We start from the raw sequence: 25,032 nt of genomic DNA, 5'->3' as shown, positions 1-25,032 counted from the left end.
CAGTGGCAGAGCGGCCGGATTATTTCGTTAAGTCAGCGGAAAAGACCCTGGCCGTGTTGCTGGCATTTTCGGCGGGCAACTCTGAACTAACGGTCTCCCAGGTTGCCACGGCCACTGACCAGACCCGAGCCTCGGCCCGCCGATTCCTGCTGACCCTGGTTGACCTTGGATACCTGCAGGCCCAGGGCAATGCCTTTAAGATGACCCCGCGTGTGCTGGATATTGGTGCTGCTTATCTTTCCGGGTTGACCCTTCCCCAAGCGGCCGTCGGCCATCTGCAGGCGCTGGCCCGCGAGCTCGAGGAGACTGCTTCGCTGTGCGTCCTTGAAGGCCAGGATGTGCTCTATGTTGAACGCGTCGCCGCTCCGCGGCTCCATGCGCTGAACGTGTCCATTGGCAATCGCCTGCCGGCGTGGGTGACGTCGATGGGCCGTGTGCTCATCGCCCATCTGGAGCCGGGGGAGCAGGAAGCATTTCTGCAGCGCGTGGAACTGCAGAAGTACACCGAGCGCACAGTCGAGAGCATCGAGGAATTGAAAAAGGAACTGGCGACGGTTCGCCAGCAGGGATGGTCTTTGGTCAATCAAGAACTGGATGAGGGGCTGCGCGGCCTGGCCGTTCCGGTGATCCGCGGCGGAAAGCTGCTGGGCGCCTTGAACATCTCGGTGCAAACCAGCCGGAATAACCCGCAGTACATCCAGGACCAGCTCCTGCCCAGGCTTCGGCGCGCCGCCAACGACATCGCTGATGACTTTGGCGGACGCCTGGGCTAGGCAGCCGGCTGCAAGCTAGCGGCCGTTGGCCTCGATGGCTGAGGCCAGCAATCCCGACAGGCGCTGGACGCCCTCGGCAATGGTTCCCTCATCGACCGAGCAGAACGCCAGGCGCAGCTTGTTGTCAGCTTGGCCGCTCGGGCTGAATGCAGCGCCAGGAATGAAGATGACACCTGCCTTCACTCCTTGTTGCAGCAGCCCATAGGTGTCGATTCCCTGTGGCAGCGTCAGCCAGATGAAGAACCCGCCTTCCGGACGCGTGTAGCTGACTTCCGCCGGCAGGTGCTGATCCAGGGCTTGGAGCATGGCATCGCGGCGGGAGCGGTAGAGATCGTTGTACTTGGCGATTTGGCCCTTCCAGTCGTGCTCGTTGAGGTAGGCGCTGATGATCATCTGGTTCAGTGTGGGCGGGCACAGTGCCACCGCTTCTCCTGCCAAGTAGAAGCGGCGGAAGAGATGGGTGGGGACGGCCGCCCAGCCGATGCGCAGGCCCGGGGCGAAGATCTTGGAAAAGGAGCCCATGTAGATGACGTTCTCCGGATCCAGGCTGCGCAGGGTCGGCGCGGCCTGGCCTTCATAGCGGAGCATTCCATAGGGATTGTCTTCCAGGATGAGGATGCCTTCTTCGCGGCAGATATCCACGATTTCCTGGCGTCGCCCAGCAGCCAGCGTGATGCCCGAAGGGTTATTGAAGTTGGGGATCGTGTAGAGGAATTTGATGTGTTCGCCGGCCGCGCGCAACTCGGAGATGCGCTCGCGCAGGGCGCCGGGAATGAGCCCGTTTTCATCGGTTCCCACTGGGCGCGCGGTGACCTGGTAGGCCTCGAAAGTGTTCAGAGCGCCCACATAGGTAGGGTCTTCGCACAGCACGGTGTCCCCGGGGTTGCAGAACACCTTGCATGCCATATCCTGTGCGGATTGGGAGCCATTGGTGACCACTACGTCATCCACATTGACGTTGGTGATCCCTTCGGCGGCCATGACCTCGATGATCTGCTCGCGCAGTTCAGCGGTGCCGAGGCCCGAACCGTACTGCAGGGCTTCGGGACCCTGCTCGGTGACGATGCGTTGGCTGATCTGGCCGATTTTTTCGAGGGGAAGCAACTGCAGGAAAGGGTTGCCGCCAGCCAGAGACACCAAGGAAGGGTCAAGGGACAGTTCGAAGACGTCGCGGACGGCCGACTGCTTGATGCCGGCCGCGCGGTCGGAGAGCAAGGCCTCATGGGCAGTAGCGAGGGATTGTGGTGCGGCGGTCATGGTCCTCCTTGGCCAAGGCTCCGGCAATTGCCGAAGCGCGCTCCTCGCGTGCTGGCTCCGCGCGAAGACGTGTTTTCAAATAGAATACTTTGGTATTCCAACAGGAAAAACAGGGCTTGGCAAGAACTTGTCTTCCCAGATCTAGGAACTCTGGTGCCGATCCCTCGTTTTGCGCTCCTCAACATTTAGCTGCGCCAACGCGCCATTGATCCGCTGCTGAAGTTTTTCCGCCACGACGCGCGACTTGCATGAAGCCGGCCAGCTGTCTCGGGCCAGCAGCGCCAAGAGGCCCAGGCAGTCCACCGCGGACCGGTAATGCCCGCCCCTGGAGAGATCCAATGCTTGATCCACGATGAGCAAGGCTGCATCCAGGGTGCTGTCTGTGGCTTGCGTCGAGCGCTGGGAGCTTGGAGCGTACCGCTCCTTGGATACCAGCTCTCGGACCTCGGCCAGTTTCTTGGGCATGGTCTTGATAGCGCGGTAAGCGCGGTTTCGCACACCCATGAATTGCAGTGGAGCCAAGCCGCCCAAGCACAGCGTAATGACGGCGAGGACGAGAATTCTCGGCGCTCCCATTTTTGCAAGGAAGATCCCCAGGCCAGTAGCAACCGCTGTAATCGACATGATGACCAGGAAGATTCCCCACGCGCCGAAACGTGGTTTCTCGGGTTCGGGTCGATCAGCTTTCTCATCGGCAATGCGAGAGAGCTTCTGCTGTATTTGTGGCACATTCGGAACCCCCGGCTCGCCTTGGGTCAGCTCCTGTTCCCGGCTCCAGTCACGCATTCGCTGGTGTTTGCGCCAGAGGTGGAAAATCTGCCATCCAGCCAGCAAGGGGACGCAGGCCAAGAAGAATACCAGCACTGCTGCCGTCATCGGCAGACCGTGTTGGTGGAACCCGTAGCATGCTGCCCATGCAATCAGCGAGTAGCCAGGGAGCCGTATGAGCAAGCGATCCCACCAAACGATTTCCTGCGGCGCCCCAGTAGTCTCGTTCATTGCGATGTCTCTTTAGTCGGTATCAGCTCGGGAATCCAGCCACGCCTGAATGGCGCTGGGGCGGATGCGCCGGTGCGTTCCGCGGTATTCCACCGGAATGGTTCCGGCATCGGCGAGCTTGCGCAGGTAGCTATTGGAAATGCCAGCCATCTGCGCGGCCTGGGAGGTATTGAGCAACAGTTCGGGAGTGCCGATACTGACCGACTCGCCATCGGCGAAGCGTGAAAGCACCTCGATCAGCGCTTGATGGGCTTCCTTGGGTAGTTGCAGCGCCGTTCCGTTGACGAAGACGGTGGTGTCGTCCGATTCATCCAACGCGCGTCGCAATCGTGATGTGGTCTTATCGTCGAGTGCCTCGAAGGTGCGGACCTTGCCCAAAGCTGAAGTTGGTGATGCCATGGGACTAATTTTGCCTGAGTTACCGATTATCTGCACGTAAAGGCAGCATCGAAGCGATATTGCTACGGGGCGTCATATTGGCATAAATCGGTGAAGAGGGGTTGATTTGCGACAAACGGTTCCCGTATGGTGGAAATTGTAGGTCTAAAGAAAGTACTGACCAGCCATCTTCCGGCACACCACGAGGGAGCCTTCAGCCTTACCCGGCGGAGCCCATCTGGGAACTGTGTACATGGAAGCCTGATGCCCTCCTTAATTGCGTGTGGGTCAAGCTCCGTTGCGGTCGGATGAATGGTTATGCGCGTTCCTACGCTATGCCACAAGCTTTGTGGGTACTGCGTTCACGTCATTCAGAACTTTCTTGAAAGAAGAGCAATTCAATGTCTGTTGAATCCACCAAAGACCTGTCCACCATCACCGATGCAGAAGTATTTGACGCCCACATTGGCGGCAAGCTCACCATCCAGTCGCAGATGCCCCTGAACTCCAAGCGCGATCTGTCGATTGCCTACACTCCCGGAGTGGCCAAGGTTTCCCAAGCGATCGCCGAAGATCCAACCAAGCACTCCACCCATACCTGGGCATCACGCCTGGTAGCCGTCGTTTCGGACGGAACTGCAGTCCTCGGCTTGGGCGACATCGGTGCAGCAGCGTCGCTGCCAGTGATGGAAGGCAAGAGCGCGCTGTTCAAGGAGTTTGGCGGGCTGGATTCCATCCCGCTGGTGCTGGACACGACTGACGTAGACGAAATTGTTGAGACGATCGTTCGCCTGCGCCCAAGCTTCGGTGCAGTCAATTTGGAAGACATCTCGGCGCCGCGATGCTTCGAAATCGAAAAGAAGCTGATCGAGGCACTGGATATCCCAGTAATGCACGATGACCAGCACGGCACTGCCGTGGTGGTCCTGGCCGCGCTGATTGGCGCTGCTCGCCAGACCCAGCGGGATATCAGCTCGCTGAAGGTTGTTATCTCGGGTGCGGGATCCGCTGGAGTTGCAGTAACGAACCTGTTGCTCAAAGCTGGCGTAGCCGATGTGATCGTGCTGGACTCGCGGGGAACCATTCACCGCGAGCGCGATGACTTGAATCCCATCAAGGCAGAGCTGGCCGGGCGGACCAACCGTGAAGATGTCATGGGTGGACTGGCCGAAGCCCTGGACGGGGCTGACGTAGTGGTTGGACTGTCCTCGTCGAAGTTTGATGAGGCCGCTGTGGCGAAAATGAACAAGGACGCCATCATCTTCGCGTTGTCCAACCCGACTCCTGAAATCATGCCGGAGGACGCGAAGAAGTTCGCTGCGGTAGTCGCGACCGGTCGCAGCGACTTCCCTAACCAGATCAATAACGTTCTGGCCTTCCCAGGCATCTTCCGTGGCGCGCTGGATTCAGGCGCCAAGAAGATCACCGAAGGCATGAAGATCGCTGCAGCTCACGCGATCGCCGACCTGGTCGGCGATGACCTTGCTGAGGACTATATCGTTCCCTCAGCTCTTGACGAGCGCGTTATGCCAGCGGTCGCCGCTGCGGTGGCCGCTGAGGCTGAATCAGCAAAGTAGTGTGCTGAGCTCCTAACAGGGCGCTGCGCTGATGACGCTGCCTGCAATCACCACTGATTGCAGGCAGCGTTTTTTATTGTCCACATCTGGTTTGTTTCTTGGGTTCTGATTTCTGCTGCGGGCTGATGCTGATTTGCAACAAGTCGCTCAAGGAGGAACATCGTGGAAGATTTGCGGCTAGGACGCTGTTCGGTGCGTAGCACCCTGTCAGCACGAGCACAGGAAGCGATCCTCATTTTGGAGGAGCTGAAACTGCGCGGCTATTGCCTGTTGACCTACCGGGTGCCTCGGTCATCGCCCGTTATCGTTTCGACTGTGGGCCTGGGTTGCGTGAAGCATCCAGAGATCTCCATCAGCACTGGGCTTGGAAAGCACGACGTGGCCTCCGGCTTGTTGCGCTACTTGGCCGAGCAGGTGCTTCAACATGGCAAAGAATTCACCGCTGGCTGCCATGGTTCGAGCTTCTACGGGGAGTTCGTCTTCCGCGGGGCGCACTGCGGCATGGACCTTTTCGATGGCATTGATGACGGCTACGAGGAGGTATACCCGGATCGGCTAGTTTGTTCGTTGCCGGCCAAATCACCGGCTCCAAGCCACGGTCAGGAGGAACGGTGCCAAGTTAATGCCGCCTGGATGAGGTGGTGGCAGCGGGAGCATCAAAGGGAGCAATGCCATGTGCGACATCTGTGATGGGATGAGCATCGAAGACGCTGATGCGCGAACGGACCAATGCATCCGTGATTATGGGCGGCAGGTGCTGTTTATCGAACCGGATCGATTCAGCCAGCCCTACGCCTACACCATCGGCCTCACCCTCGTGGGGCACCCGGAATTGCTGGTCAGGGGAATGAACTACCCAGATAGCCTGCAAATGCTCAATGGCTTGTCGGGTGCTGTGCTCGAAGACAATGAAGTCTATGTACACGGCCAGACCTGCCGATGGGATGCGAACACGATCTTGTACTTCTCCAAGATCTCTTCGCGCATCAGCCACGAAGCGCCATGGGCTTACAGCCGCTATCGGGAAAGCATGGGGCTTCTGGAAGTCCTGCTTCTGGGCAGGGACCTGCCCTATAGCTGCCTGTCGCGACGAATCAATTGAGAGATTCCGGATAGCAGAAAGCCGGGGCTACCGATGAGTTGATCGATAGCCCCGGCTTACGGGATGGACTGAATGTCCTCTCTAGCTGTGCTTGGAAGCCAGGTAGGCAGCAGCCTGACGTTTCTCTTCGGCTACACGTTCCTCATGCGCTTTGCGCAGCGTGAGATGCTGAGCATTATTGCGCAGCAACACGTACCCAATACCCACCACGACGAACCAAATCGGCGTGGCGATCAAGCCAGCCAAAGTGTCCGCATCGCGGGTGAAGGCCCACAGCAGGAACACGAAGAAGGCCATGACGACGTAGGGCATGAAGGTGCCACCCGGCATCTTGAAGACCGAACGATCATGAGCTTCCGGACGACGCTTGCGATAGACCAGGTAGCTGATCAGGATGATCGTCCAGACAAACATGAAGCACAGCGACGAAATCGTCGTAACAATCGAGAAGCCGGTCGACTTATCCAGACCGAAGATCAGCAGGACGATGGAACTCAACAGCACCACCCCGGAGAGGAATAGCGCGTTGCGCGGAACCTGGCGACTGGTGAGCTTGGCGAACAGCTTGGGTGCATCGCCATCGGTAGCAAGTCCGAAGACCATGCGCGAAGTCGAGTAGATTCCCGAGTTGGCCGACGAGGTAGCCGAGGTCAGTACTACAGCATTCACCAAGTGAGCGGCTGCTCCAAGCCCAGCCAGCGAGAAGAGCATCACGAATGGCGACTCATCCGCGGAGAAACGATCCCAAGGAACGACGGACATCAAAATGACCAATGAACCGACGTAGAACAGCAGGATACGCACTGGAATGGCATTGATGGCCTTCGGCAGGTTGTGCTCCGGGTTCTTGGTCTCGGCCGCTGCGGTACCAACCAGCTCAATTCCGACGAAAGCGAAAACAGCAATCTGGAAGCCCATGACAAAGCCCATGATGCCGCCGCCGAAGAAGCCGCCTTCGACGTTGAACAGGTTCAGGAACGAAGCCCGGGCCCCATCATGTTCAAAGCCGGTGAAGATCATGATCAGGCCGATGACGATCAAGAGCACGATGGCGACAATCTTGATAAGCGCGAACCAGAATTCGGTCTCGCCAAACCCGCGTACTGACGGGAGATTCAACAGGATCAGCAGCACGATGACTGCCAAAGCAGGAATCCACAATGGGATGAGTGGTAGCCAGTAGGTGACGTACACCGAGGCGATAACAATAACGTCGGCGACGCCGGTGACAATCCAGCAGAACCAGTAGGTCCAGCCGGTGAAGAAGGCAGCCCATGGGCCGAGGATGTCCCCTGCGAAGTCAGAGAAGTTGCGGTATTCGGTGCGGCTGAGCAGTAATTCGCCCATCGCTCGCATCACGAAGTAGAGCATGAATCCGATGACCATGTAGACCAAGATGACCGATGGTCCTGCAACAGAGATGGTTTTTCCCGAGCCCATGAACAGGCCGGTGCCAATGGCACCGCCGATGGCTAGGAGCTGGATATGTCGATTGGACAATGCCCTTTTTAGCTCGGGTCCAGTCTCTGCGGGGTTGATTGTTTCTGTATTTTCCACGCAGGTCCTTTGTCGTGCGGCTTCCACTGAAGCGTAAAACTCGATGTTGGCAGGTCATATAAAGACCGCCATCGTGTGACATTACCGGAAATTCACTTCTAACTTGTAATTGCCCTCACACAAAGAACGGGTCACCGGCCGATTTGAGGCAAATAGTGTACATGCCTAGTGGAAGCACCATGGCACGAGTGAGTAGTCTGGGAACTATGGCATTTCGAAATCGTCGAGCAGCGGCTCTCCCGGCAAAACTGTCCCGTTCCTGGCTTTTGGTGAACGCAGCCAAAGAGGAGGATTTCGCTCCGGCTCTTGCGTGTGAAGCCGACTCAGTCATCTTCGACATGGAAGCGGCCGTCCCCGATGACAAGAAGCTTGCAGCCCGCGACAATGTAGTGCGCGCGCTGTCCAATGGCATGACCGCATGGGTGCGCGTCAACGGCATTGACACGGACTTCTGGGCTGACGACCTTGCAGCCCTCTCCGAAGCACCAGGCCTTCGCGGGATCATGCTCGCCATGACCGAGCAGCCAGAGCAGGTGACCTACAGTGCCATGCGCCTGCGCGCGGGCACTCCGGTCTTGGCTCTGATCGAAACCGCACTGGGCATCGAGAACGCGACGTCTATCGCTTCGGCTCCGGGAACGTTCCGTCTGGCCTTCGGCGTCAATGACTTCCGCAAAGACACCGGTGTCTCCGATGATCCAATGGCTCTGGCCTATGCTCGTGGCAAGCTGGTCATCGCTTCCCGTGTCGGAAAGCTGCCAGGCGCCATCGACGGTCCGCCACCAGCTGGCGCCGATGCCGCCAAGGTCACCGAAGAGACCCTCGTGACCGCGTCCATGGGCATGACCGGTAAGCTGTCGCTATCACCAGATCACGTCGACGGCATCAACGCGGCGCTGGCTCCGAGCGAAGACGAATTGTCCTGGGCCATGGAGCTTCTGGAAGCACACGCGGCTGGCGCCTCGGTGGGTGACGGCTCGTACCTGCCACGTCTGGCCCGTGCGCAGAAGATCGCCGACCTGGCCGACTCTTACGGTCTGTGGAACGAATAAGGGATCTGCAGTAAATTCCTAGCAGCTACAACAAAAGTTCATCCCGGCGAGCCCCTGAATCAGGGAGCTGCCGGGATGAGCTTTTTTGCTAGTCTGCTAAAACTCTAGCGCTGGCGGGAGGATCCAATTACGTCGCCGGACTTCCACTGGCTCCAGCCATCGCGGTCCTTCATGAAGTCCTCGATCTGGGCCTTGCCGGCTTCCAGCTTCGGGTCGTTCTTCAGGTACCAGCGGGTTTCGCGAGCGATCAAACCGGACATGATCAGCAAGCCAACCAAGTTCGGCAGTGCCATCAGGCCGTTCATCATGTCGGAGAAGTTCCATACTGCGGTCAGCTCGGTGGTGCAGCCTACGTAAACGATCAGCGAGAACAGCACGCGGAATGGCATGACAGCCTTGCGTCCTATCAGGCGCTCGATGTTGCGCTCGCCGTAGTAGCACCAGCCCAGAATGGTTGAGAAGGCGAACATCACCAAACCGAGGGTGACAATCCAGTGGCCCCACTGTCCAGGCAAGCCATGGGTGAAGGCCTCTCCGGTCATCAGGGCAGCGGAAACCTGCTCGCCGGTAGCTTCATCAATTTTGTTCCAGGTTCCGGTGGTGATGATGACCAAGCCGGTGCAGGTGACCACGATGATGGTGTCGATGAAGGTCTGGGTCATCGAGACCAGGCCCTGGCGGACTGGGTGGGTGGTCTGAGCCGCGGCTGCTGCGATAGCTGCCGAGCCCATGCCGGACTCGTTGGAGAAGATGCCGCGAGCCACGCCGTACTGGACGGCGATGATGATGGCTGAACCGGTGAAGCCGCCCACTGCGGAGGTGCCGGTGAAGGCATCGCTGAAGATCTCGCCGAAGGCCGCCGGGATGCCGCCAACGTTGGAGACCAGGATGTAGATCGATGCGGCGACGTAGAAAACAATCATGACCGGAACGAAACCGGCGGTCACCTTGCCGATGGACTTGATGCCGCCGACAAGTACGGCCAGTGACAGGACGGTCAGGATGACGCCGGTAACCCATGGAGTGACGCCGAAGGAGTTATCCAAGTTGGCTGCAATGGAGTTGCCCTGGGTCATGTTGCCGATGCCGAAGCTGGCCAGGGTAGCTGCGATAGCGAAGAACAGGGCGAGGAACTTGCCCAGTGGTCCGCGGATACCTCGTTGCAGATAGTACTGCGGGCCGCCGGATTTTTCACCGGCAGCGTCGGTGCCGCGATAGCGGACACCGAGGAAGGCCTCCGAATACTTTGAGGCCATGCCCAGCAGGCCGGTGACCCACATCCAGAACAGTGCGCCCGGGCCGCCGATGCCGATGGCAGTAGCGACACCAACGATGTTGCCAGTACCCACGGTAGCTGCCAATGCGGTGGTCAGCGCCTGGAATTGGGAGACATCGCCTTCGGCACCGTCGTCCTTGCGCTTGAGCAGACCAAGACGAAGGGAAGCAACAAGTCTAACGAATTGCAGCCCGCCGAGCCGGATGGTCAGGTACAGGCCGGTGCCCAACAAGAGTGGGATGAGGCAAAAGGGTCCCCAAATGAATGAGGAGATGTCTCCGAAGAGTGTTCCCAGCGCTTCCATAAGTCCAAAATTCCTTTGCGCGAGTGAGTGATGACATAAAAGCCGAAGCTTTCATAGCTCACATCCTAAGACACCATGCGACCCATGTCACTGAAAGTGCAGGTGGGTGGCGTGATTCACGCGTCAGACGGCTTGTCCCGCCGGCTTGTTACGGGATGACGCCGGCAGGACAATCCGCTATCCCTGGCGGGCTTTGAGGCGGGGATTCTTCTTGTTGATGACATAGACGCGTCCGCGACGCCGGACTACCTGGGACCCTGGCGCGTTTTTCAGGGCACGCAGGGAATTGCGAACCTTCATTTCATTCACCTCCTCGGTGATCAGAGTTATTTGCTGGAGTTGACGTGGCCGTGAGCAGTTCTTGAAGTTCGGTTTCGGTGACTTGGCAGTCCTTGAACACCTTGGAGACCTCTTCGGCTTCATGCTCCGAACCGTAGAGCAGTAGTTCGGAGGCGGCGATTTCCGTTGACCAGGAACCGGTGTTTTCCATCCAAATACGTGGGCCGGCGCCGCCGATGGCCACCCGCTCGCTGAGGGCGCTGGCTACCCACAGTCGTCCGCGCAGGCATGTGCACGATACGGCAAGCTCGGAGAGGGCTTCGCGGAATCGTTGCGGGTGCAAGGGGCGTTCAGCATACAAATGGATCGGCGCCTTGTCCGAGGGTGCATGCCGGGGGAGTGCCGGGATGTGCCCGGCTCTGGTTCGCTGCCGGACGTCCTCGTAGTTGAAGGACCCGAGCTCGTTGCCGTGGTGGCACAGTGCGGCATGCGGGGCGAGATGCTGGGCCAAAGCTATCCCGGCCATGAAGTCCTTGCCCCCGTCTCGACGAGGGCTGTCTTGCGGGTCAAGGAGCTGGGTTTGCATCCCTTCGACGGGAATCAGGGTGTCAGCCTGCATGAGTTCGGTAAAGAAGTACTCTCCTGCGGTTCGCTGATCCCGTTCCATGGAACTGAAACCCGATTCCCAAAGGTTATGCCGGTCCCACATCTGGTCCTCGAGTTCGGTGGGATCAAAGGACAGGACGATACTGCCGACGCTGATTTCCTCGGCCGCCAGTTTCCCGGCAAGGGACTCCAGCACGGATCCGCTGTGCCATGTGGCTGGCAGTCCGAGGAGCAAGGTTGCGCCTGGCCGGCGCGGCGCCAGTCGTTGGATGGCAGGGAAGATCTCGTATTTCACCGCGCAGCCGATGCATGGATGTTCAAGGACTGCCTCGCCGTATTCTGCGGGAGCATTCCCCGAAACGGTGCGCACCAAACGATTCCCTTCAATGAAATCGTAGGCAATGACCACGGCATCCGGCTGGTGGCTATTTAGATGCTTGAGGCCGGCGTCGCGGCAGGAACTATCGAGGGAAGAGAGAACGATAACTTTCACACCAGCTAGCCTATATGAGAATCATTCTCAATAACAAACGATGCGAAGAGGCATGCGAAAAGCAACAGGCTCACCAGCAGTGGATGAACTGGTGAGCCCGTTGCGAAATGTCGGCTAATCCTGCGGCGCGTGGAATGTTGTCCGGGCAACGCCAAGACCTTCGACCCGGGTCTCCAGCACATCACCGTGCTTGAGCCAAGGATGCCGACCGTTTTCGTCTCGGCGGCCCAATGCGACACCTGCGGGAGTTCCTGTGAGGATCACGTCGCCAGGCTGCAACTCATTAAAAGTTGATAGATAGGAAACCAATTCAGGTGCGGAGAAGATCAAGTCATCGATCTGGCCCTCCTGGACCACCGTGCCGTTGACCGCACTGGTGATTTTAGCGGCCGGATCCAGCTCGTCCGGCGTCACCAGCCATGGACCTAGGGGGGTGGAGTGATCCCAAATCTTTCCCTGCAGCCACTCCTGGGTGCGTCCCTGGTACCCGCGCATGGACACGTCGCTTGAAACGGCATAACCAGCAATATGAGCCGAGGCATCTTCCTCGCTGATGCGACGTCCCGACGTGCCGATGATGATGGCCAATTCAGCCTCGTAATCAACCCGATGATCCTCGACAGGAATCTCAACCGCGTCATTGGCGCCACACAGCGACGAAGCGAATTTCGCGAAGACAGTGGGGTACTTGGGCAGCTCTTCGCCGACTTCCGCTGCATGGGACTTGTAGTTCAGGCCGATGCAGTAGATTTTCGACGGATTCGGAATCAACGGAGCGTAGTCCGCTTCGCCTTCTGCAATCGACTCGCCCACCAAGGCCCGAGCGATGACCTCCTGCTGGGTTTCCTGATCAAGGCGCAGAAAGCGCTGGACGGTGTCGAGGTTGTCCAGATAGAAGACCCTGCCATCTTCGATGACGGCTGCCGTGGTGTGGCCGGGTTCGCTGGCGAGGCGGATCGTAGCAAGTTTCATGCCTCTATCTCACTACATTTCACCCCGAAATCACACCATGTTGCAGTTGCCCGTGGGGATTCTGGCCACCGGCATCACCGGGTGCGAAGAACCTGAATGCAGGCCCCCGAATCTTGGTGACCCACGTTACCAGCGGTAAGGTCGAAGGAAGAACAAGGCAGTTTTACTGCCTCGAGATAGCTCTGGATACGTAACTAATGTGAAGTAGGTTTTAATGTGGGTGACTATATTGGCGAGCGATATCGCCATATTTTCTTCGCCTCGTGGCAGCACTTTTCGCTTGTCGCTCAGTGCCTGATCCTGGCAACGATCATTTCCGTGCTTATTGCCGTTTTGGTGTACCGCAATAAGTCCCTTTCCGGCATCGCCAACTCTGTGAGCGCGATCGGCCTGACTATCCCGTCCTTCGCCCTGATTGGCTTGCTGATTGTTCCCTTCGGCTTCGGTGTATTGCCGGCGGTAATCGTGGTGACCTTCTTTGCCGCGCTGCCGATTCTGCGCAACGCCATTGTGGGATTGAACAATATCGAACCGTCCATTGTCGAGTCCGCCAAGGGCATTGGCATGAGCCGGCTGAAAACGCTCATCTCCGTCGAACTGCCCATCGCTTGGCCCGTCATCCTCACCGGCGTGCGCGTCTCGGCCCAGATGGTCATGGGTGTCGCCGCTGTGGTTTCCTATGCGCTGGGCCCAGGCCTCGGCGGCTTCATCTTCCAGGGCCTCTCCCGCCTTGGCGGAGCCAACTCCCTGGAATCTGTCGTCACCGGCGTCATCGGCGTCGTGATCCTAGCGCTCATTCTTGACTTGATTCTGCTCGGCATCGGCCGACTGACTACCCCGCGAGGTATCCGTGTCTGAAAATAAGAACTCCGAAACTTTGACCGCCCAGGATGTCACGGGCGCCTCAATCATGCTCGAAGAAGTCACCAAGACCTACCCCGGGCAGAAGAAATCCGCCGTCGGCGGCCTCACCTTGGAAATTCCAGCTGGATCCATCGTGATGTTCGTTGGCCCATCGGGTTGCGGCAAGACGACAACCTTGAAGATGATCAACCGACTGATCGAGCCCACCGGCGGAAAAATCGTGATCAACGGAGAAGACGTCACCGGGATGAACGGCGACGAACTGCGTCGACGCATTGGCTACGTCATCCAGGCTGGCGGGCTCTTCCCGCACATGACGGTGGCGACCAATATCGCGATGGTCCCCAAGATGCTGGGATGGTCCAAGGAAAAGATCGCGGCCCGCGTCGATGAACTGCTTGAGCTCGTCTCGCTTGATCCGGAACTGTACCGCGATCGCTTCCCGAAGGAGCTCTCCGGCGGCCAGCAGCAGCGTGTCGGCGTGGCCCGCGCATTGGCGGCCGATCCACCGGTGCTGCTGATGGATGAGCCTTTCGGCGCAGTCGACCCGATCACCCGCCAGCGCTTGCAGGACGAGCTGCTGAACATCCAGTCCGAGGTGCAGAAGACCATTGTCTGTGTGACCCACGACTTCGATGAAGCGGTGAAGCTGGGGGACTGGATCGCGATCTTCAACGAGGGCGCCCAGCTGGAACAATACGATTCGCCCGAACGCATTTTGGCCAACCCGGCCAGCGAGTTCGTCGAGAACTTCATCGGTTCCGGTGCCGGCTTGAAGCAGCTGACCCTGACCCGAGTCAACGAGGTGGATCTCGAAGAAGCCATCACCACGACTCCGGGAAAGCGCGCTTCCGATGTGCTCTCGCAGGTGCAGGGAGCAGGCCGCAAGTACGCGGTGGTCCTGGACTCGCGCGGTCGCCCGCTGCGCCGTCTGGATCGCAGGCAGCTATCTCGAGCGGAAATCATCGATGGCACCTACGACCAGAACATGCCGGTTGTCGGCGAACAAGCGACGCTGAACGATGCGCTGGATACGATGCTTGTCGCCAGCTCCGAATCTGCCTTGGTGACCGGCCGGCGCGACGTGCTGCTGGGCACCATTACCGTCCAGACGGTTATGGAAGCCATCGCAGCCGCCAATAGCGCCCAGGACGGGGACCACTCGGCGCCGGTAGGTTTGAACTCGGGAGCGATCAATGTCGTGGACATTGAGCGCGAGGCCACCAAGCAGGATGGTGAACCCGTATGAGCACAGAAAGACGATCTCTCATCTGGCAGATCGTTGCCATCCTAGCGGCCTTCGCGGTGCTCATGGTGTGGCTGCTGAACGCAGACCTGACCGAGACCGAGCGCCAGACACTGGACCCGGCCACGATCTGGGGCTACACCCTGGAACACCTGAAGCTCACCGTGATTTCCACGGTGATCGTATTGCTCATCGCGATCCCGTTGGGGATCTTGCTGACCCGTCCGAGCCTGCGTCGCGCGGCACCAGCGGTGCGTGCCATTGCCAACTTCGGGCAGGCCGCGCCGGCCATCGGCGTTGTTGTGCTGCTGGCCTTCTGGCTGGGCTTCGGCGCGAAAACCGCGATTGTCTCGTTGGTCATCTATGCCATACTGCCGGTGCTCTCCAATACCATCGTGGGCTTGCAGCAGGTTGACCAGCGCATCGTCGAAGCAGGGCGGGGCATCGGCATGAGCCTGATGGCCGTGCTCTTCAAAGTGGAACTGCCGTTGGCGGTCCCCGTGATGCTCTCGGGCATCCGCACCGCGCTGGTGCTCCTGGTAGGTACCGCCACCCTGGCAACCTTCATCAACGGCGGTGGACTGGGAATCCTGATTACCACCGGGGTGAACCTCAACCTCAACGTCGTGCTGATTACCGGTTCTCTGCTGGTCGCGTTGCTGGCCTTGACCATTGACTGGTTGGGGCGCGTTGTCGAACAGGTCGCACGGCCGAAGGGACTGTCATGAATAATGCGATGAAACTGTCCTTGGCATCCCTCGCCGCGGTCATCGGATTGACCGGTTGCGGCTTGAGCCCATCCACCGGCACTGTCCCGCCGGTGGGGCCGGGAAAGATCCAGCCCGTGGAAGGGAATTCGGAAAAGGCGGAAGTGACGGTCACGTCCAAGTCCTTCACCGAGCAGCTGCTCTTGGGCAAGATCACCGTGATTGCTCTGGAGGCCGCAGGCTTCGACGTCACGGACCTGACCAACGTGCCAGGATCCCAGCCGGCGAGACAGCTGTTGCTCTCAGGCGACGCGAGTTTGCTGTGGGAATACACGGGTACCGCGTGGCTGACCTATCTTGGCCATGAAGAACCGGTCGACGGCGAACAGGCCCAATGGGAAGCGGTGAAGAAGGACGACATTCCTAACGGCATTGACTGGGGCAAGCCGGCGCCCTTGAATAACACCTACGCGATGGCCATGAATGAAGAGACCGCTCAGCGCCTGGGAGTGACCAAGCTTTCGGAGTTGAAGAATGTTGATCCCAAGGATCTGACGTTCTGCGTCGACCCGGAATTCAATTCGCGTCGTGATGGACTGACCCCGATGCTGGAGCACTACGGCATTGACCGTGGCGCGGAAGTGCCCGAGAGCAACATCGGCCTGTATGACGTCGGTGCGATCTACCAGGCGACCGCCGATGGCGCGTGCAATTTCGGTGAGGTCTTCACTACCGATGGCCGCATCAAGGCGTTGAATCTGACGGTTCTGGAAGACGACAGGAAGTATTTCCCTAGCTACAACGCGGCCCCAGCGTTCAACGGGGAGTTCTTGAAGGAGCATCCGGAGGTCAAGGACATCATGGCCAAGATTGCTCCATTGCTGACCGATGAGGTCTTGATGGAACTGAACTACCAGGTGGATGTCGTTGGCCGCGAGCCAGCCGATGTCGCCTTTGAGTGGATGGTTGATCAAGGCCTGGTTTCCAAGCCTTGATCTAGCGAGCAGGGTCCAATGAGTTCAAAGGCTGAACCCCGACTTCTTCGAAGTCGGGGTTCAGCCTTTGTCGTTGGACATTCATTCGAGGTTGGTTCCCCCGGGCCAGCATAGAGCGCAGAATGAAGCGCAGCGGAAGCCTTGAGCGCGAGCTTTCCGAGTTTGGGCAGGGGATTTCGCAGAAGTTGAAAAGTTTTTCGCGCGATAAAAGTACAGGTCAATAGCAGAAACTGCGTGTGTACTTCACTGGGAGCGGGATTTTCTTGAGAAAACTTGTTGACGCTTCAACTTAATCGGTGCATACTGGTATCAAGGAAACAAATTGAAACGTCAACTACCTGTTGGCGTGACGAAAGGATTTAGACATGGCTGCAACTGCATTGACCGCTGGTACCTGGAACCTCGACGCATCGCACTCCGAGGTTGGCTTCTCCGTCCGCCATGCTGGCATCTCCAAGGTACGCGGTAGCTTCACGGAATTCGATGCAACCCTGAACATCGGCGAAACCCTGGAAACCTCCAGCGTCGAAGCAACCGTCCAGATCAACTCAGTCAACACCAAGGACGAGAACCGCGATGGCCACCTGAAGAGCGCTGACTTCTTCGACGCCGAGCAGTTCCCAACCATGACCTTCAAGTCGACCGGCGTCAAGGGCGGCGCAGACGAGTTCATCCTCGTCGGCGACCTGACCATCCGCGGCGTATCCAAGGAAGTTGAATTCGAAGTTGAGGTTGGCGGCCAGGCTGTTGACGCTTTCGGCGCCACCCGCGCAGGCTTCTTCGCATCGACCACTATCTCCCGCAAGGAATTCGGCATCACCTGGAACGCGGCACTGGAAGCCGGTGGCGTTCTGGTCAGCGACAAGGTCAAGATCGAGCTCGACGCTTCCTTCGTACTGCCTGCCGCAGCCTAGATAACTTCCCGAGCACCGTCATGGGGTTGACGGTATGAGGGCCGATACCGGCAAAGCCTCCGAACCATTGAGGTTCGGAGGCTTTGCCGTTAATCGAGTTCTGGTAGACCCTAGAAACCGTTGTCGTAGGTTTCATAGGAGTCGTATGACATTTCTGGGGCGAAGATTGCCACCAAAAACATGCCTACGAATCCGAGGACCCAGAATAGGCCAATGATGGTGCCGATCCATCCGGTCACCTTGCCTGCCGTCGCAGGCGTATTGAACACGCGCTCAGCACGGTTGGCCTTGGCGATCGCAATAGGCCCCAAAATGATATTCAAGATAAAAATCGACAAGATGCCCAACACCATGGACGTCTGCGCTAGCTGGCTTCCCTCGAACTGGGCCTGTGTCGCGTAGCCGGGATAGCCCTGCTGATACGTGGAATGCTGATACTGCGGCTGCTGGTATTGCGGCTGCTGGTATTGCCGGTACTGCCCGAACTGCTGGTTCTGGCCCTGATTTGGCTGCCCCGCGGTATATGGATTCTGCGGTTCGCCATTCGGAGTAGACATTGCCGCCTGCTTTCAAACTCGTTGGTGAACCTATTAAATCAACTTTTAGGCCAATTCTGGTAAGAACCAGCAAAAAGTGTGGCAGTACGACTGGAACACAGACATGATCTCGTCACCTTTTTGGTCCGGCGGGCCATGGCATTTCTAAACTGGTGCATTATGACTTGGGCTTCCTTCTGCGCGTATCTCGGCGTGTGCGTCATGGTGACACTTTCACCGGGACCAGACACCTTCCTCGTGCTGCGATATTCGCTGGTACGGCAAATGCACGGAATCGTCGCAGCGCTCGGCATGATGGTAGCCATTTTCGCCTGGGCGACATTGGCCGGAGCGGGAGCCGCCTCGGTGATTCAGCGGTATCCCAAAGTCGAGACCATCATCGCGATACTTGGTGGGCTGTATCTCGTTTATCTCGGCCTGACGGGATTCTTGAAATCCCGGGCTGTCGCGAAAGCGGACAGTGCCATCGCCCGGACCGAAACCCGCGAGGGGCCGCGCCAGGCCGATCACTCGCTGGGCCAGACCTTTACCTCCGGCATGCTTTCGGCCGCGTTGAATCCCAAGCTGGGCCTGTTGTTCCTGGCCATGGTGCCAAGCTTCATCCCCAAGGATTCGAATACCTTCCTCTGGGGCATGGGTCTGGGTGCCATCTTCGCGTCCGTTGGATTCCTGTACATGCTGATCTTGAGCACGGCAGCGGCAAAGGCAATGCACTGGTTCAAGCGCCCGGAAATCGCGTTGCGCCTGGAATGGACTGCCTGTGCCGCGTTATTCCTGATGGGGGTAGGCGTGATCATCAGCGCGTTCAAGTAACCAGCTAGGGTGCTTGATTCCTAGTTTGCCGAGGTGCTTTTGCGCCACAGCGCATGGGTTCCAGCGGCAACGACTACCAGCACCAAGCTCAAGCCAAGGCCGTAACCGAAGATCTGCGCGTAGTGCCCTTCTTCGGCCATGGCTGCGCTGAGATAAGTTGCCACCGAAGCGCCGGCAAATAGTGAAAACACGAAGAATGACACCGTCGTTGCCCGGGCATCGGGCGCGATATCGGTGGCCCAGCCTTGCATCGACGAATGCATGATGGCGTTCGTGGCACCCAAAAGCAGCGCTGTGGCCGTGTAGGACAATGCCGAGGGCCAGAATGCCGAGGGCAGGAAAGCTCCGCACAGCACGAGTCCTCCGCAGCTGATCAGCCAGGTTCTAGAGAAGCGGGCCACCAAGCGCCGCATCAGCCGCGCGCCAAGGATCACGCCAACGGCAAACCCGCACCCCAAGATGCCCGCAAATCCAACGGATACGCCGGTGTGCTGCAAGGCTGGAACGATGTAGGTCAGCAACCCCATGAGCAGCGCACCCTCCAAGAACACAATGGCGTACAGGGCCAGATTCATCGGGCGCAAGGCCGCGATCAAGCTGAACCCCGTGCGTGAATGCTGTGGCTCGCGCACTCGCCGCAATGAATACAGTGCGGCCGCGCATCCTGCGGCAGGCAGTGCAAACACCAGCCGCCAATCAAGGTAGGTCGCCAGCGCTCCGGCGGAAACCGTTGCCAACGTGGTCCCCAGTGACGAATAGATCTGAAGGTCGGAGAGGCCGCGAGCACGTTCCACGCCTTGGCGGGTGTCGCCGAGCAAGGTCAGCAGGGTGGGATACAGAGCGCCGAACATCAGTCCGGTAAAACAGCGTGCGACAAGCAATGGCACATAATCGCTGAACAAGATGCTCGCCAGCGCGCCAATGCCGGCGCCGACCAGCGCCGAGCGAAGGACAAGCAGGCGGCCAAAGCGATCGCTGACCAGTCCCCACAGCGGCTGCCCGATGGCGTAGAACAACGAGTATGCGGCAATGAGCTGCACTGCCTGGGCGAAATCCAACGAGGTACCCAGCGAGAGTGCCAGGAGCATCGGCGGGGTGCCGTACCGGTCGAAAAACGACAAGAACCCAATGAAGCGCAGCGCTGAGTCGGGAACGGCATGTACCGGTTCCGGTGGTGGCTGCTGGGTCATGACCGTCCTTCAAGGAATGCTTCGGCTTACCCACCAATGTAAGCAGACGTATCGCGAAAATTTGGTCACTGCGAACATGAACGTCGACGAGCGCCATCACTGAGTGTGGATGGGCTGCCTTCTTGGCTATCGGTCGATTGCGCCGCTCAAGATCACGTGAGGCGCAATGCGCCCGTCACGCAAGGTGATGGTCCGGTCCGCTAATCCTTGGGAATCCTGGTCATGGGTCACCAGTACCACCGCGGTGCCGTGGTTCGCTTCGGCGCGAAGGATTTCGTGGATCTTTTCCCGGCTGCCAGCGTCCAAAGCAGCCAGGGGTTCATCAAGCAGCAACACAGGGGTTTGCTGCACCAGTCCCTGGGCAATGAGTGTGCGTTGCCGTTGCCCTCCGGACAGCTGGGCGAAATTGCGGCGTTCGAATCCGGAAAGTCCCACCCGGCTGAGGGCCCCGGTGATTGATTCCCTGACCTGCGCGCGAGAAGCACGGGTTCGCCAAGTGCCCAATGCGACTACATCCGCAACAGTGAGCGGCAACCCGGCGGGAATGTTGGGGCGCTGGACAACGAGGGCCACCGGAACGATGCGCTCGATGTGGCCGTGGCTAGGGACATTGGTCCCGGCGATCAGCTCCAGCAATGTTGATTTCCCGGATCCGTTGGCACCGGTGATGGCAAGAATCTCGCCGGGATTCACTGACAGGGAAACGCCATGCAGGACCTGCTCGTGCCCGTAGGAGAAGTGCACCTCGTGAACGCGGACCAAGGGGGAAAGATTTGTCATGGCTCCAGTGTATCAATTGATAATGATTCTCATTTAAGGTTACTCTGTACGATGTGTTCATCAATCCTTTCGCATCTGACTTCATGGAGCGCGCCCTCATCGGCGGCTGCCTTGTCGCCGTGATCTGTGCTGTCGCCGGAACCTGGGTGGTCATCCGGGGGATGGCATTCCTCGGGGAAGCCATCGGCCACGGCATGCTGCCCGGCGTAGCCATCGCCACTGTTCTGGGACTGCCCGTGATGCTCGGCGCCGGTGTCAGTGCTGTGGTGATGACCGGGCTGCTCGGGGCGATGCAGCGTCGCGGAAAACTCTCCTACGACACCAGCATCGGCCTGGTATTTGTGGGCATGCTGTCCTTGGGAATCATCATCGTCTCCCATTCGCGCAGCTTTGCCACCGACGCCACGAGCATGCTTTTCGGAGACATACTGGCCATCTCCACTGCAGATCTATGGCTATTGGCCGCGGCGCTCCTGCTCAGCATGGCCATCGCGGCGAAATTCCATCGGGCCTTTGTCGCCAGCGCCTTCGACACCCGCATCGCCCAGACCCTGGGGCTCAGGCCTGGGTTGGCGCAGATCATGCTGGTGGCGCTAGTCGCCTTGGCCATCACCGCATCGTTCCGATCGGTGGGCACCTTGCTTGTGGTCGGAATGCTGCTGGCACCTGTCGTGGCAGCCAAAGCATGGGTCAACCGAATCCCCGCAATCATGGCGGTCTCTGCATGCATCGGAGTGCTCAGTGTCGCCGGGGGACTGCTCATTTCCTGGTACGCCCAAACGGCCGCCGGCCCCTCGATCTCCTGTCTGGCTATCGGGCTTGCAGGAATCTCAGCGCTGATGCGCCGAGTGCTCACACGCCGCCCGAAACCCCACGCATTAACCGAAAACGAATTACCCCTACAACGTGAAAGTGCCAAATGAAGGCCAAAATCTATGGATTGACCGCAGCGCTGGTGGGCGGAGCCCTGCTGGCAGGCTGCGCCTCGAATCCGGTGGCAACAAGTCAGCAAACCACTGCCGAACCATCCGACCACGGGGCAGTGGAAGGGGCGCAAGAAATGCCCGAAGCGCCGCTGCATCTGGTCACGATTGATGAATCAGGCAAGACCGGCATGCTGGATCTGCTCAGTGACGAAGAGATCGACTTGCCACAGCTGCCCGACGTCGTGAACCTGGAGACTGACGGGCGCTACCTTTTCGCTGATACCGGTTCCGGAGTCGAAGTACTGGATAGCGGAATGTGGAGCTGGAATCACACAGACCACTTCCATTACTACCGTGGCACACCACAGCAGGTGGGCCTGGTGTCCGGAGAAGGTCCGGCGCGAACCATCGGCGGACCCCTGTCCACTGCGGGAAGTACTGGCGTGTATTTTCCCGAAACCGGCAAGGGAATCCTGCTCGATAATGCAGAACTCGCCGAAGGCCGCATTAGCGAGCGATTCACCACGCAAGCAGCAGCCCATCAAGGACTGATAGCCCCGCTAGGCGACGGGGCCGTCCAAAGCGAGCCCGCCAGCGCGTCCCAGCCGGCCCAGGTGCAGTACCTCGATGCGCAAGGGCATCGAGTCGAGGGGGCCCACAGCGAGTGCGGAAACCCCGCAGACGCGACCCACACGGCAGCCGGATTGGCTATCGCCTGCGACCAGGGAATCGTCGTAGCGTCCGAAAAGCAGGCAGGAGGCGTGGAGTTTTCCTTGCTGAAGTATCCCAAGGGAACGAGCGCTGACCAGCGCATCAAAGAACTCAGCCATCGCAAGTCGCGCCCTGTCGTAGCCGCTGCGGCGGGGGAACGGGGTGCCTGGGTTATCAATACCCGGAACCTGACGATGACCAAGGTGATGAGCGATCAGGAACTGCGCAAGGTCAGCGCCGTAGGTGACGCCAAGGGGCACGTGGTGGCGCTCGATGCCCAGGGTCGCGTGCTGGTGTATTCGACAGAATCCGGAAAAGTCATCGGCACCACCGAGCCGCTGCTGAAGAAGAGCCTGCAGGATGCGCAGGCCTTGGACAGCGTGAATCTGGTTCTTGACGCGCAGCGCGCGTATGTCAATGCGCCAGCCGAAAAACGCGTCTATGAAATCGACTTTGCCGACTCGGCACGCATCGCACGAACCCTCAGCCCCGGCACCGATCCCATCTGGATGACGCAGGTGGGCAATTGAGAAGCTACGCCACGAACGCCGGCAAGGCGCTGGCTGCATTGGCGGTGCTGCCGCTGATCCTGACCGGCTGCATCGGCACCGCGCAACAGGACGACAAGCCAAACATCGTGGTCACCACCAACATCCTCGCGGACGTTGTGCAGAATCTTGCCGGCGACCAAGCAGAGGTTCATACGCTCATGCCGGCCAATGTTGATCCGCATTCCTTCGAGATCTCGGCCCAGCAGGCCGCCGTACTCAACGAGGCAGATCTGGTGGTGTCCAACGGGCTGAATCTAGAAGAAGGCTTGCAACGCCAGCTGGAAGCGGTCGACGCCGCCGGGGACAACCACTTCGTGGCAACCGACCACGTGAAGGTCTTGAACGTTTCGGGATCCAGCGATTCCAAGGACCCGCACTTCTGGACCGATCCTGCGCGCATGATCGACGTCGTTGATGCCTTGGAAGAAGACTTGGGGCAGGTTCCCGGAGTCTCCAAAGAACAGCTGCAGGCTGATGTCCTGGCCTACCGAAGCGAGCTGTCCGGGCTGCAACAGCAGATGAGCGAATCATTCGAGCAGATTCCGGAAGCTTCCCGTGCCTTGGTCACCAATCACCATGTCTTTGGATATCTCGCCGACAGCTTCGGTTTTCGAACCATCGGGGCAGTGATTCCTTCTGGAACTACGTTGGCCTCGCCAAGCGCCGCGGATCTGGCTTCCCTGGCCGAGGCCATCCGCAGCTCGAAGGTCCGGGCAATCTTCGTCGAATCAGCCCAACCCGACAAGCTGGCCCGGGCACTGGCCCAAGAAGCCAACATCGACGTGCAGATCGTAGAGCTGTATTCAGAGTCGCTGACCCTTCCCGACGAAGGCGCCGACAGCTATCTGCAGATGATGCAAGTAAACACCGAACGAATCACCCAAGCCCTGCGCAACTAAGCGCAACAAGAAAGGAACCATGAAAATCACATCACCTCGCACACTCAAAGCCGGGTCCGCGCTGGCTGTCCTGGGCCTGCTGGCCACCGGCTGCTCGGCGCAGAGCGCCGCCGACTCCAGCGCCACGACGCCCACCCGAGTCGCAGTGACCTACGCCAACGGGGTCTCCGTCCTCGATGGGCAGAGCCTGGAAGTGCTCAAGAGCTTCGACACCGAAGAGTTCACCCGCCTGAACTCGGCCGGTGACGGGAAGAACTTCATGCTCACCACGTCCAAGGGGTTCCAGGTCCTGGACGCCGTGACCCCGGAGCTCACACAGACCACCTTCGCCGCTTCGGCTGCCGGACATGTGGTTGCGCATGCGGGCAAGACGGCTCTCTTTGACGACGGCAGCGGAACCACCACGCTCTTCGACACCGATGAGCTTGCTGGCGCCGATGGAAAATTGCCGGAGGTGCAAACCGTTGAATCGCCGGCGCACCACGGGGTATCCGTGGCCCTGGAAGATGGCTCGGTGCTGACCACCATTGGCGATGCCGACTCGCGCTCCGGAGTACAGCTGCTGGATGGCAAGCACCAGAAGGTCGCCGAGAACACCGACTGCCCAGGGGTGCACGGCGAGGGCACCGCGGCACAGGGCCGCGCGGTCTTCGGTTGTGAAAACGGGGCGCTGGTCTTCGCGGATGGAAAATTCACCAAGCTCACCGCCCCGGATGCCTACGGCCGCATGGGCAACGCCTATGTCTCGCCGACCAGTGAACTGGTGATCGGCGACTACAAGGATGATCCCGATGCGGAGGGCAGCCTGCTGCACCAGATCACCCTGATTGACACCGCCAAGCCGAGCTACCAGGTGGTCGACTTGCCTGAGGGCGTGGAATACACCTGGCGCGGGGTGGCTCGTGGTCCGCAGGACCTTGGCTACTTGCTGGGTACTGACGGAAAGATCCACGTGATTGACCCAAGCACCGGGAAGATCACCCGAAGCCTTGAAGCCATCGACCCGTGGGAAGGCCCAGCTCAATGGCAGGAGGCGCACCCGTCCCTGCGCCTTGACGGCAACACCGCCTATGTCAGCGAGCCAGCCAAGAAATCGCTGTACGCGATCGACCTGGACACCGGTGAGAAGACCGCGACCGTGAAGCTGGATGCGGAGCCCAACGAAATGGCGGTGACCACCAAGTAGCGTCAGCAGTAGGCAAAAGGGGCCGGTCCCCTCTCCAGCTCTGGAGAGGGGACCGGCCGCAATGCTTG

General features: G+C 59.2%; 26 protein-coding genes. 15 read left to right on the top strand and 11 right to left on the bottom strand.

Annotated elements, in window-relative coordinates:
• The first annotated feature begins 2 nt into the window (after positions 1-2).
• The gene (locus OF385_RS13590; RefSeq protein ID WP_264275839.1) at positions 3-773 is read left to right on the top strand and encodes an IclR family transcriptional regulator C-terminal domain-containing protein; all 771 of its coding nucleotides are present in this window, start codon (positions 3-5) and stop codon (positions 771-773) included.
• Between the two features lie 15 nt (positions 774-788).
• Here the strand turns inward: OF385_RS13590 and OF385_RS13585 are convergent, their stop codons facing one another.
• The 3 genes from OF385_RS13585 to OF385_RS13575 form a co-directional block, all read right to left on the bottom strand.
• A complete protein-coding gene (locus OF385_RS13585) occupies positions 789-2,030 on the bottom strand; it encodes a PLP-dependent aminotransferase family protein (RefSeq protein ID WP_264275838.1) in 1,242 nt (413 codons plus the stop codon).
• Positions 2,031-2,171: 141 nt separating this feature from the next.
• On the bottom strand, positions 2,172-3,029 hold the full coding sequence (locus OF385_RS13580; protein WP_264275837.1) for a hypothetical protein: 858 nt from the start codon (positions 3,027-3,029) through the stop codon (positions 2,172-2,174).
• Positions 3,030-3,041: 12 nt separating this feature from the next.
• On the bottom strand, positions 3,042-3,428 hold the full coding sequence (locus OF385_RS13575) for a helix-turn-helix domain-containing protein (protein WP_264275836.1): 387 nt from the start codon (positions 3,426-3,428) through the stop codon (positions 3,042-3,044).
• 380 nt (positions 3,429-3,808) lie between these two features.
• Here OF385_RS13575 and OF385_RS13570 point away from each other — a divergent pair, with 380 nt between their 5' ends.
• The 3 genes from OF385_RS13570 (at position 3,809) to OF385_RS13560 (ending at position 6,086) form a co-directional block, all read left to right on the top strand.
• Complete coding sequence (locus tag OF385_RS13570; protein WP_264275835.1) at positions 3,809-4,984, top strand: NADP-dependent malic enzyme; 1,176 nt, start codon at positions 3,809-3,811, stop codon at positions 4,982-4,984.
• A gap of 162 nt (positions 4,985-5,146) precedes the next feature.
• Positions 5,147-5,674, top strand: coding sequence for a hypothetical protein (locus OF385_RS13565; protein WP_264275834.1), 528 nt, complete (start codon positions 5,147-5,149; stop codon positions 5,672-5,674).
• A 4-nt stretch (positions 5,675-5,678) separates the two neighbouring features.
• On the top strand, positions 5,679-6,086 hold the full coding sequence (locus OF385_RS13560; RefSeq protein WP_264275833.1) for a DUF4262 domain-containing protein: 408 nt from the start codon (positions 5,679-5,681) through the stop codon (positions 6,084-6,086).
• 81 nt (positions 6,087-6,167) lie between these two features.
• Here the strand turns inward: OF385_RS13560 and OF385_RS13555 are convergent, their stop codons facing one another.
• Complete coding sequence (locus OF385_RS13555; RefSeq protein ID WP_264275832.1) at positions 6,168-7,643, bottom strand: amino acid permease; 1,476 nt, start codon at positions 7,641-7,643, stop codon at positions 6,168-6,170.
• A 206-nt stretch (positions 7,644-7,849) separates the two neighbouring features.
• On the opposite strand from OF385_RS13555, the gene OF385_RS13550 reads away from it, so the two are divergent.
• Entirely contained in the window at positions 7,850-8,695 is an 846-nt protein-coding gene (locus tag OF385_RS13550; protein ID WP_264275831.1) for an HpcH/HpaI aldolase/citrate lyase family protein, read from the top strand.
• Between the two features lie 104 nt (positions 8,696-8,799).
• Here the strand turns inward: OF385_RS13550 and OF385_RS13545 are convergent, their stop codons facing one another.
• The 4 genes from OF385_RS13545 to OF385_RS13530 all read right to left on the bottom strand — a co-directional run bounded on the left by OF385_RS13545 (position 8,800) and on the right by OF385_RS13530 (position 12,625).
• Positions 8,800-10,275, bottom strand: a complete 1,476-nt coding sequence (locus OF385_RS13545) for an alanine/glycine:cation symporter family protein (RefSeq protein ID WP_264275830.1) — start codon at positions 10,273-10,275, stop codon at positions 8,800-8,802.
• A 177-nt stretch (positions 10,276-10,452) separates the two neighbouring features.
• Positions 10,453-10,575, bottom strand: a complete 123-nt coding sequence (ykgO, locus tag OF385_RS13540) for a type B 50S ribosomal protein L36 (RefSeq protein WP_022876157.1) — start codon at positions 10,573-10,575, stop codon at positions 10,453-10,455.
• 1 nt (position 10,576) lies between these two features.
• A complete protein-coding gene (locus OF385_RS16755; RefSeq protein ID WP_413468162.1) occupies positions 10,577-11,080 on the bottom strand; it encodes a GTP-binding protein in 504 nt (167 codons plus the stop codon).
• Between the two features lie 687 nt (positions 11,081-11,767).
• Complete coding sequence (locus OF385_RS13530) at positions 11,768-12,625, bottom strand: fumarylacetoacetate hydrolase family protein (RefSeq protein WP_264275828.1); 858 nt, start codon at positions 12,623-12,625, stop codon at positions 11,768-11,770.
• Positions 12,626-12,841: 216 nt separating this feature from the next.
• On the opposite strand from OF385_RS13530, the gene OF385_RS13525 reads away from it, so the two are divergent.
• The 5 genes from OF385_RS13525 (at position 12,842) to OF385_RS13505 (ending at position 17,351) form a co-directional block, all read left to right on the top strand.
• Positions 12,842-13,483, top strand: coding sequence for an ABC transporter permease (locus OF385_RS13525; protein ID WP_264275827.1), 642 nt, complete (start codon positions 12,842-12,844; stop codon positions 13,481-13,483).
• A gap of 52 nt (positions 13,484-13,535) precedes the next feature.
• A complete protein-coding gene (locus tag OF385_RS13520; RefSeq protein WP_413468161.1) occupies positions 13,536-14,738 on the top strand; it encodes a betaine/proline/choline family ABC transporter ATP-binding protein in 1,203 nt (400 codons plus the stop codon).
• Positions 14,735-15,463: an ABC transporter permease gene (locus OF385_RS13515; protein ID WP_264275825.1), complete on the top strand. Its 729-nt coding sequence runs from the start codon at positions 14,735-14,737 to the stop codon at positions 15,461-15,463. Before OF385_RS13520 ends, OF385_RS13515 begins: the two co-directional genes overlap by 4 nt.
• On the top strand, positions 15,460-16,437 hold the full coding sequence (locus tag OF385_RS13510) for a glycine betaine ABC transporter substrate-binding protein (RefSeq protein ID WP_264275824.1): 978 nt from the start codon (positions 15,460-15,462) through the stop codon (positions 16,435-16,437). The genes OF385_RS13515 and OF385_RS13510 overlap by 4 nt, the downstream gene beginning before the upstream one ends.
• Positions 16,438-16,802: 365 nt before the next feature.
• Positions 16,803-17,351, top strand: coding sequence for a YceI family protein (locus OF385_RS13505; protein ID WP_022876150.1), 549 nt, complete (start codon positions 16,803-16,805; stop codon positions 17,349-17,351).
• Between the two features lie 110 nt (positions 17,352-17,461).
• Here OF385_RS13505 and OF385_RS13500 read toward each other — a convergent pair whose 3' ends face one another.
• Positions 17,462-17,908 (bottom strand): DUF4190 domain-containing protein, encoded by a 447-nt coding sequence (locus OF385_RS13500; protein WP_264275823.1) that lies wholly within the window; start codon positions 17,906-17,908, stop codon positions 17,462-17,464.
• Positions 17,909-18,067: 159 nt separating this feature from the next.
• Here OF385_RS13500 and OF385_RS13495 point away from each other — a divergent pair, with 159 nt between their 5' ends.
• Positions 18,068-18,721 carry a LysE family translocator gene (locus tag OF385_RS13495; RefSeq protein WP_264275822.1) on the top strand — a complete coding sequence of 218 codons (654 nt, stop codon included), beginning with the start codon at positions 18,068-18,070 and terminating at the stop codon, positions 18,719-18,721.
• A gap of 20 nt (positions 18,722-18,741) precedes the next feature.
• Here the strand turns inward: OF385_RS13495 and OF385_RS13490 are convergent, their stop codons facing one another.
• Together OF385_RS13490 and OF385_RS13485 are read right to left on the bottom strand one after the other, a co-directional pair.
• Positions 18,742-19,911: an MFS transporter gene (locus tag OF385_RS13490; protein WP_264275821.1), complete on the bottom strand. Its 1,170-nt coding sequence runs from the start codon at positions 19,909-19,911 to the stop codon at positions 18,742-18,744.
• A 126-nt stretch (positions 19,912-20,037) separates the two neighbouring features.
• Positions 20,038-20,691 (bottom strand): metal ABC transporter ATP-binding protein, encoded by a 654-nt coding sequence (locus OF385_RS13485; protein ID WP_264275820.1) that lies wholly within the window; start codon positions 20,689-20,691, stop codon positions 20,038-20,040.
• 53 nt (positions 20,692-20,744) lie between these two features.
• On the opposite strand from OF385_RS13485, the gene aztB reads away from it, so the two are divergent.
• From aztB to aztD, 4 genes are read left to right on the top strand one after another with little or no spacing between them, the layout of a single operon-like run.
• A complete protein-coding gene (gene aztB / locus OF385_RS13480) occupies positions 20,745-21,614 on the top strand; it encodes a zinc ABC transporter permease AztB (RefSeq protein ID WP_319019126.1) in 870 nt (289 codons plus the stop codon).
• Positions 21,611-22,858, top strand: coding sequence for an ABC transporter (locus OF385_RS13475; RefSeq protein WP_264275819.1), 1,248 nt, complete (start codon positions 21,611-21,613; stop codon positions 22,856-22,858). The genes aztB and OF385_RS13475 overlap by 4 nt, the downstream gene beginning before the upstream one ends.
• On the top strand, positions 22,855-23,778 hold the full coding sequence (locus tag OF385_RS13470; RefSeq protein WP_264275818.1) for a metal ABC transporter substrate-binding protein: 924 nt from the start codon (positions 22,855-22,857) through the stop codon (positions 23,776-23,778). Before OF385_RS13475 ends, OF385_RS13470 begins: the two co-directional genes overlap by 4 nt.
• Positions 23,779-23,797: 19 nt before the next feature.
• Complete coding sequence (gene aztD / locus OF385_RS13465; RefSeq protein ID WP_264275817.1) at positions 23,798-24,964, top strand: zinc metallochaperone AztD; 1,167 nt, start codon at positions 23,798-23,800, stop codon at positions 24,962-24,964.
• Positions 24,965-25,032 lie beyond the last annotated feature (68 nt).

Source organism: Glutamicibacter sp. JL.03c, assembly GCF_025854375.1.
Classification (GTDB): Bacteria; Actinomycetota; Actinomycetes; order Actinomycetales; family Micrococcaceae; genus Glutamicibacter.
This window is presented reverse-complemented; position numbering and strand designations above follow the sequence as displayed.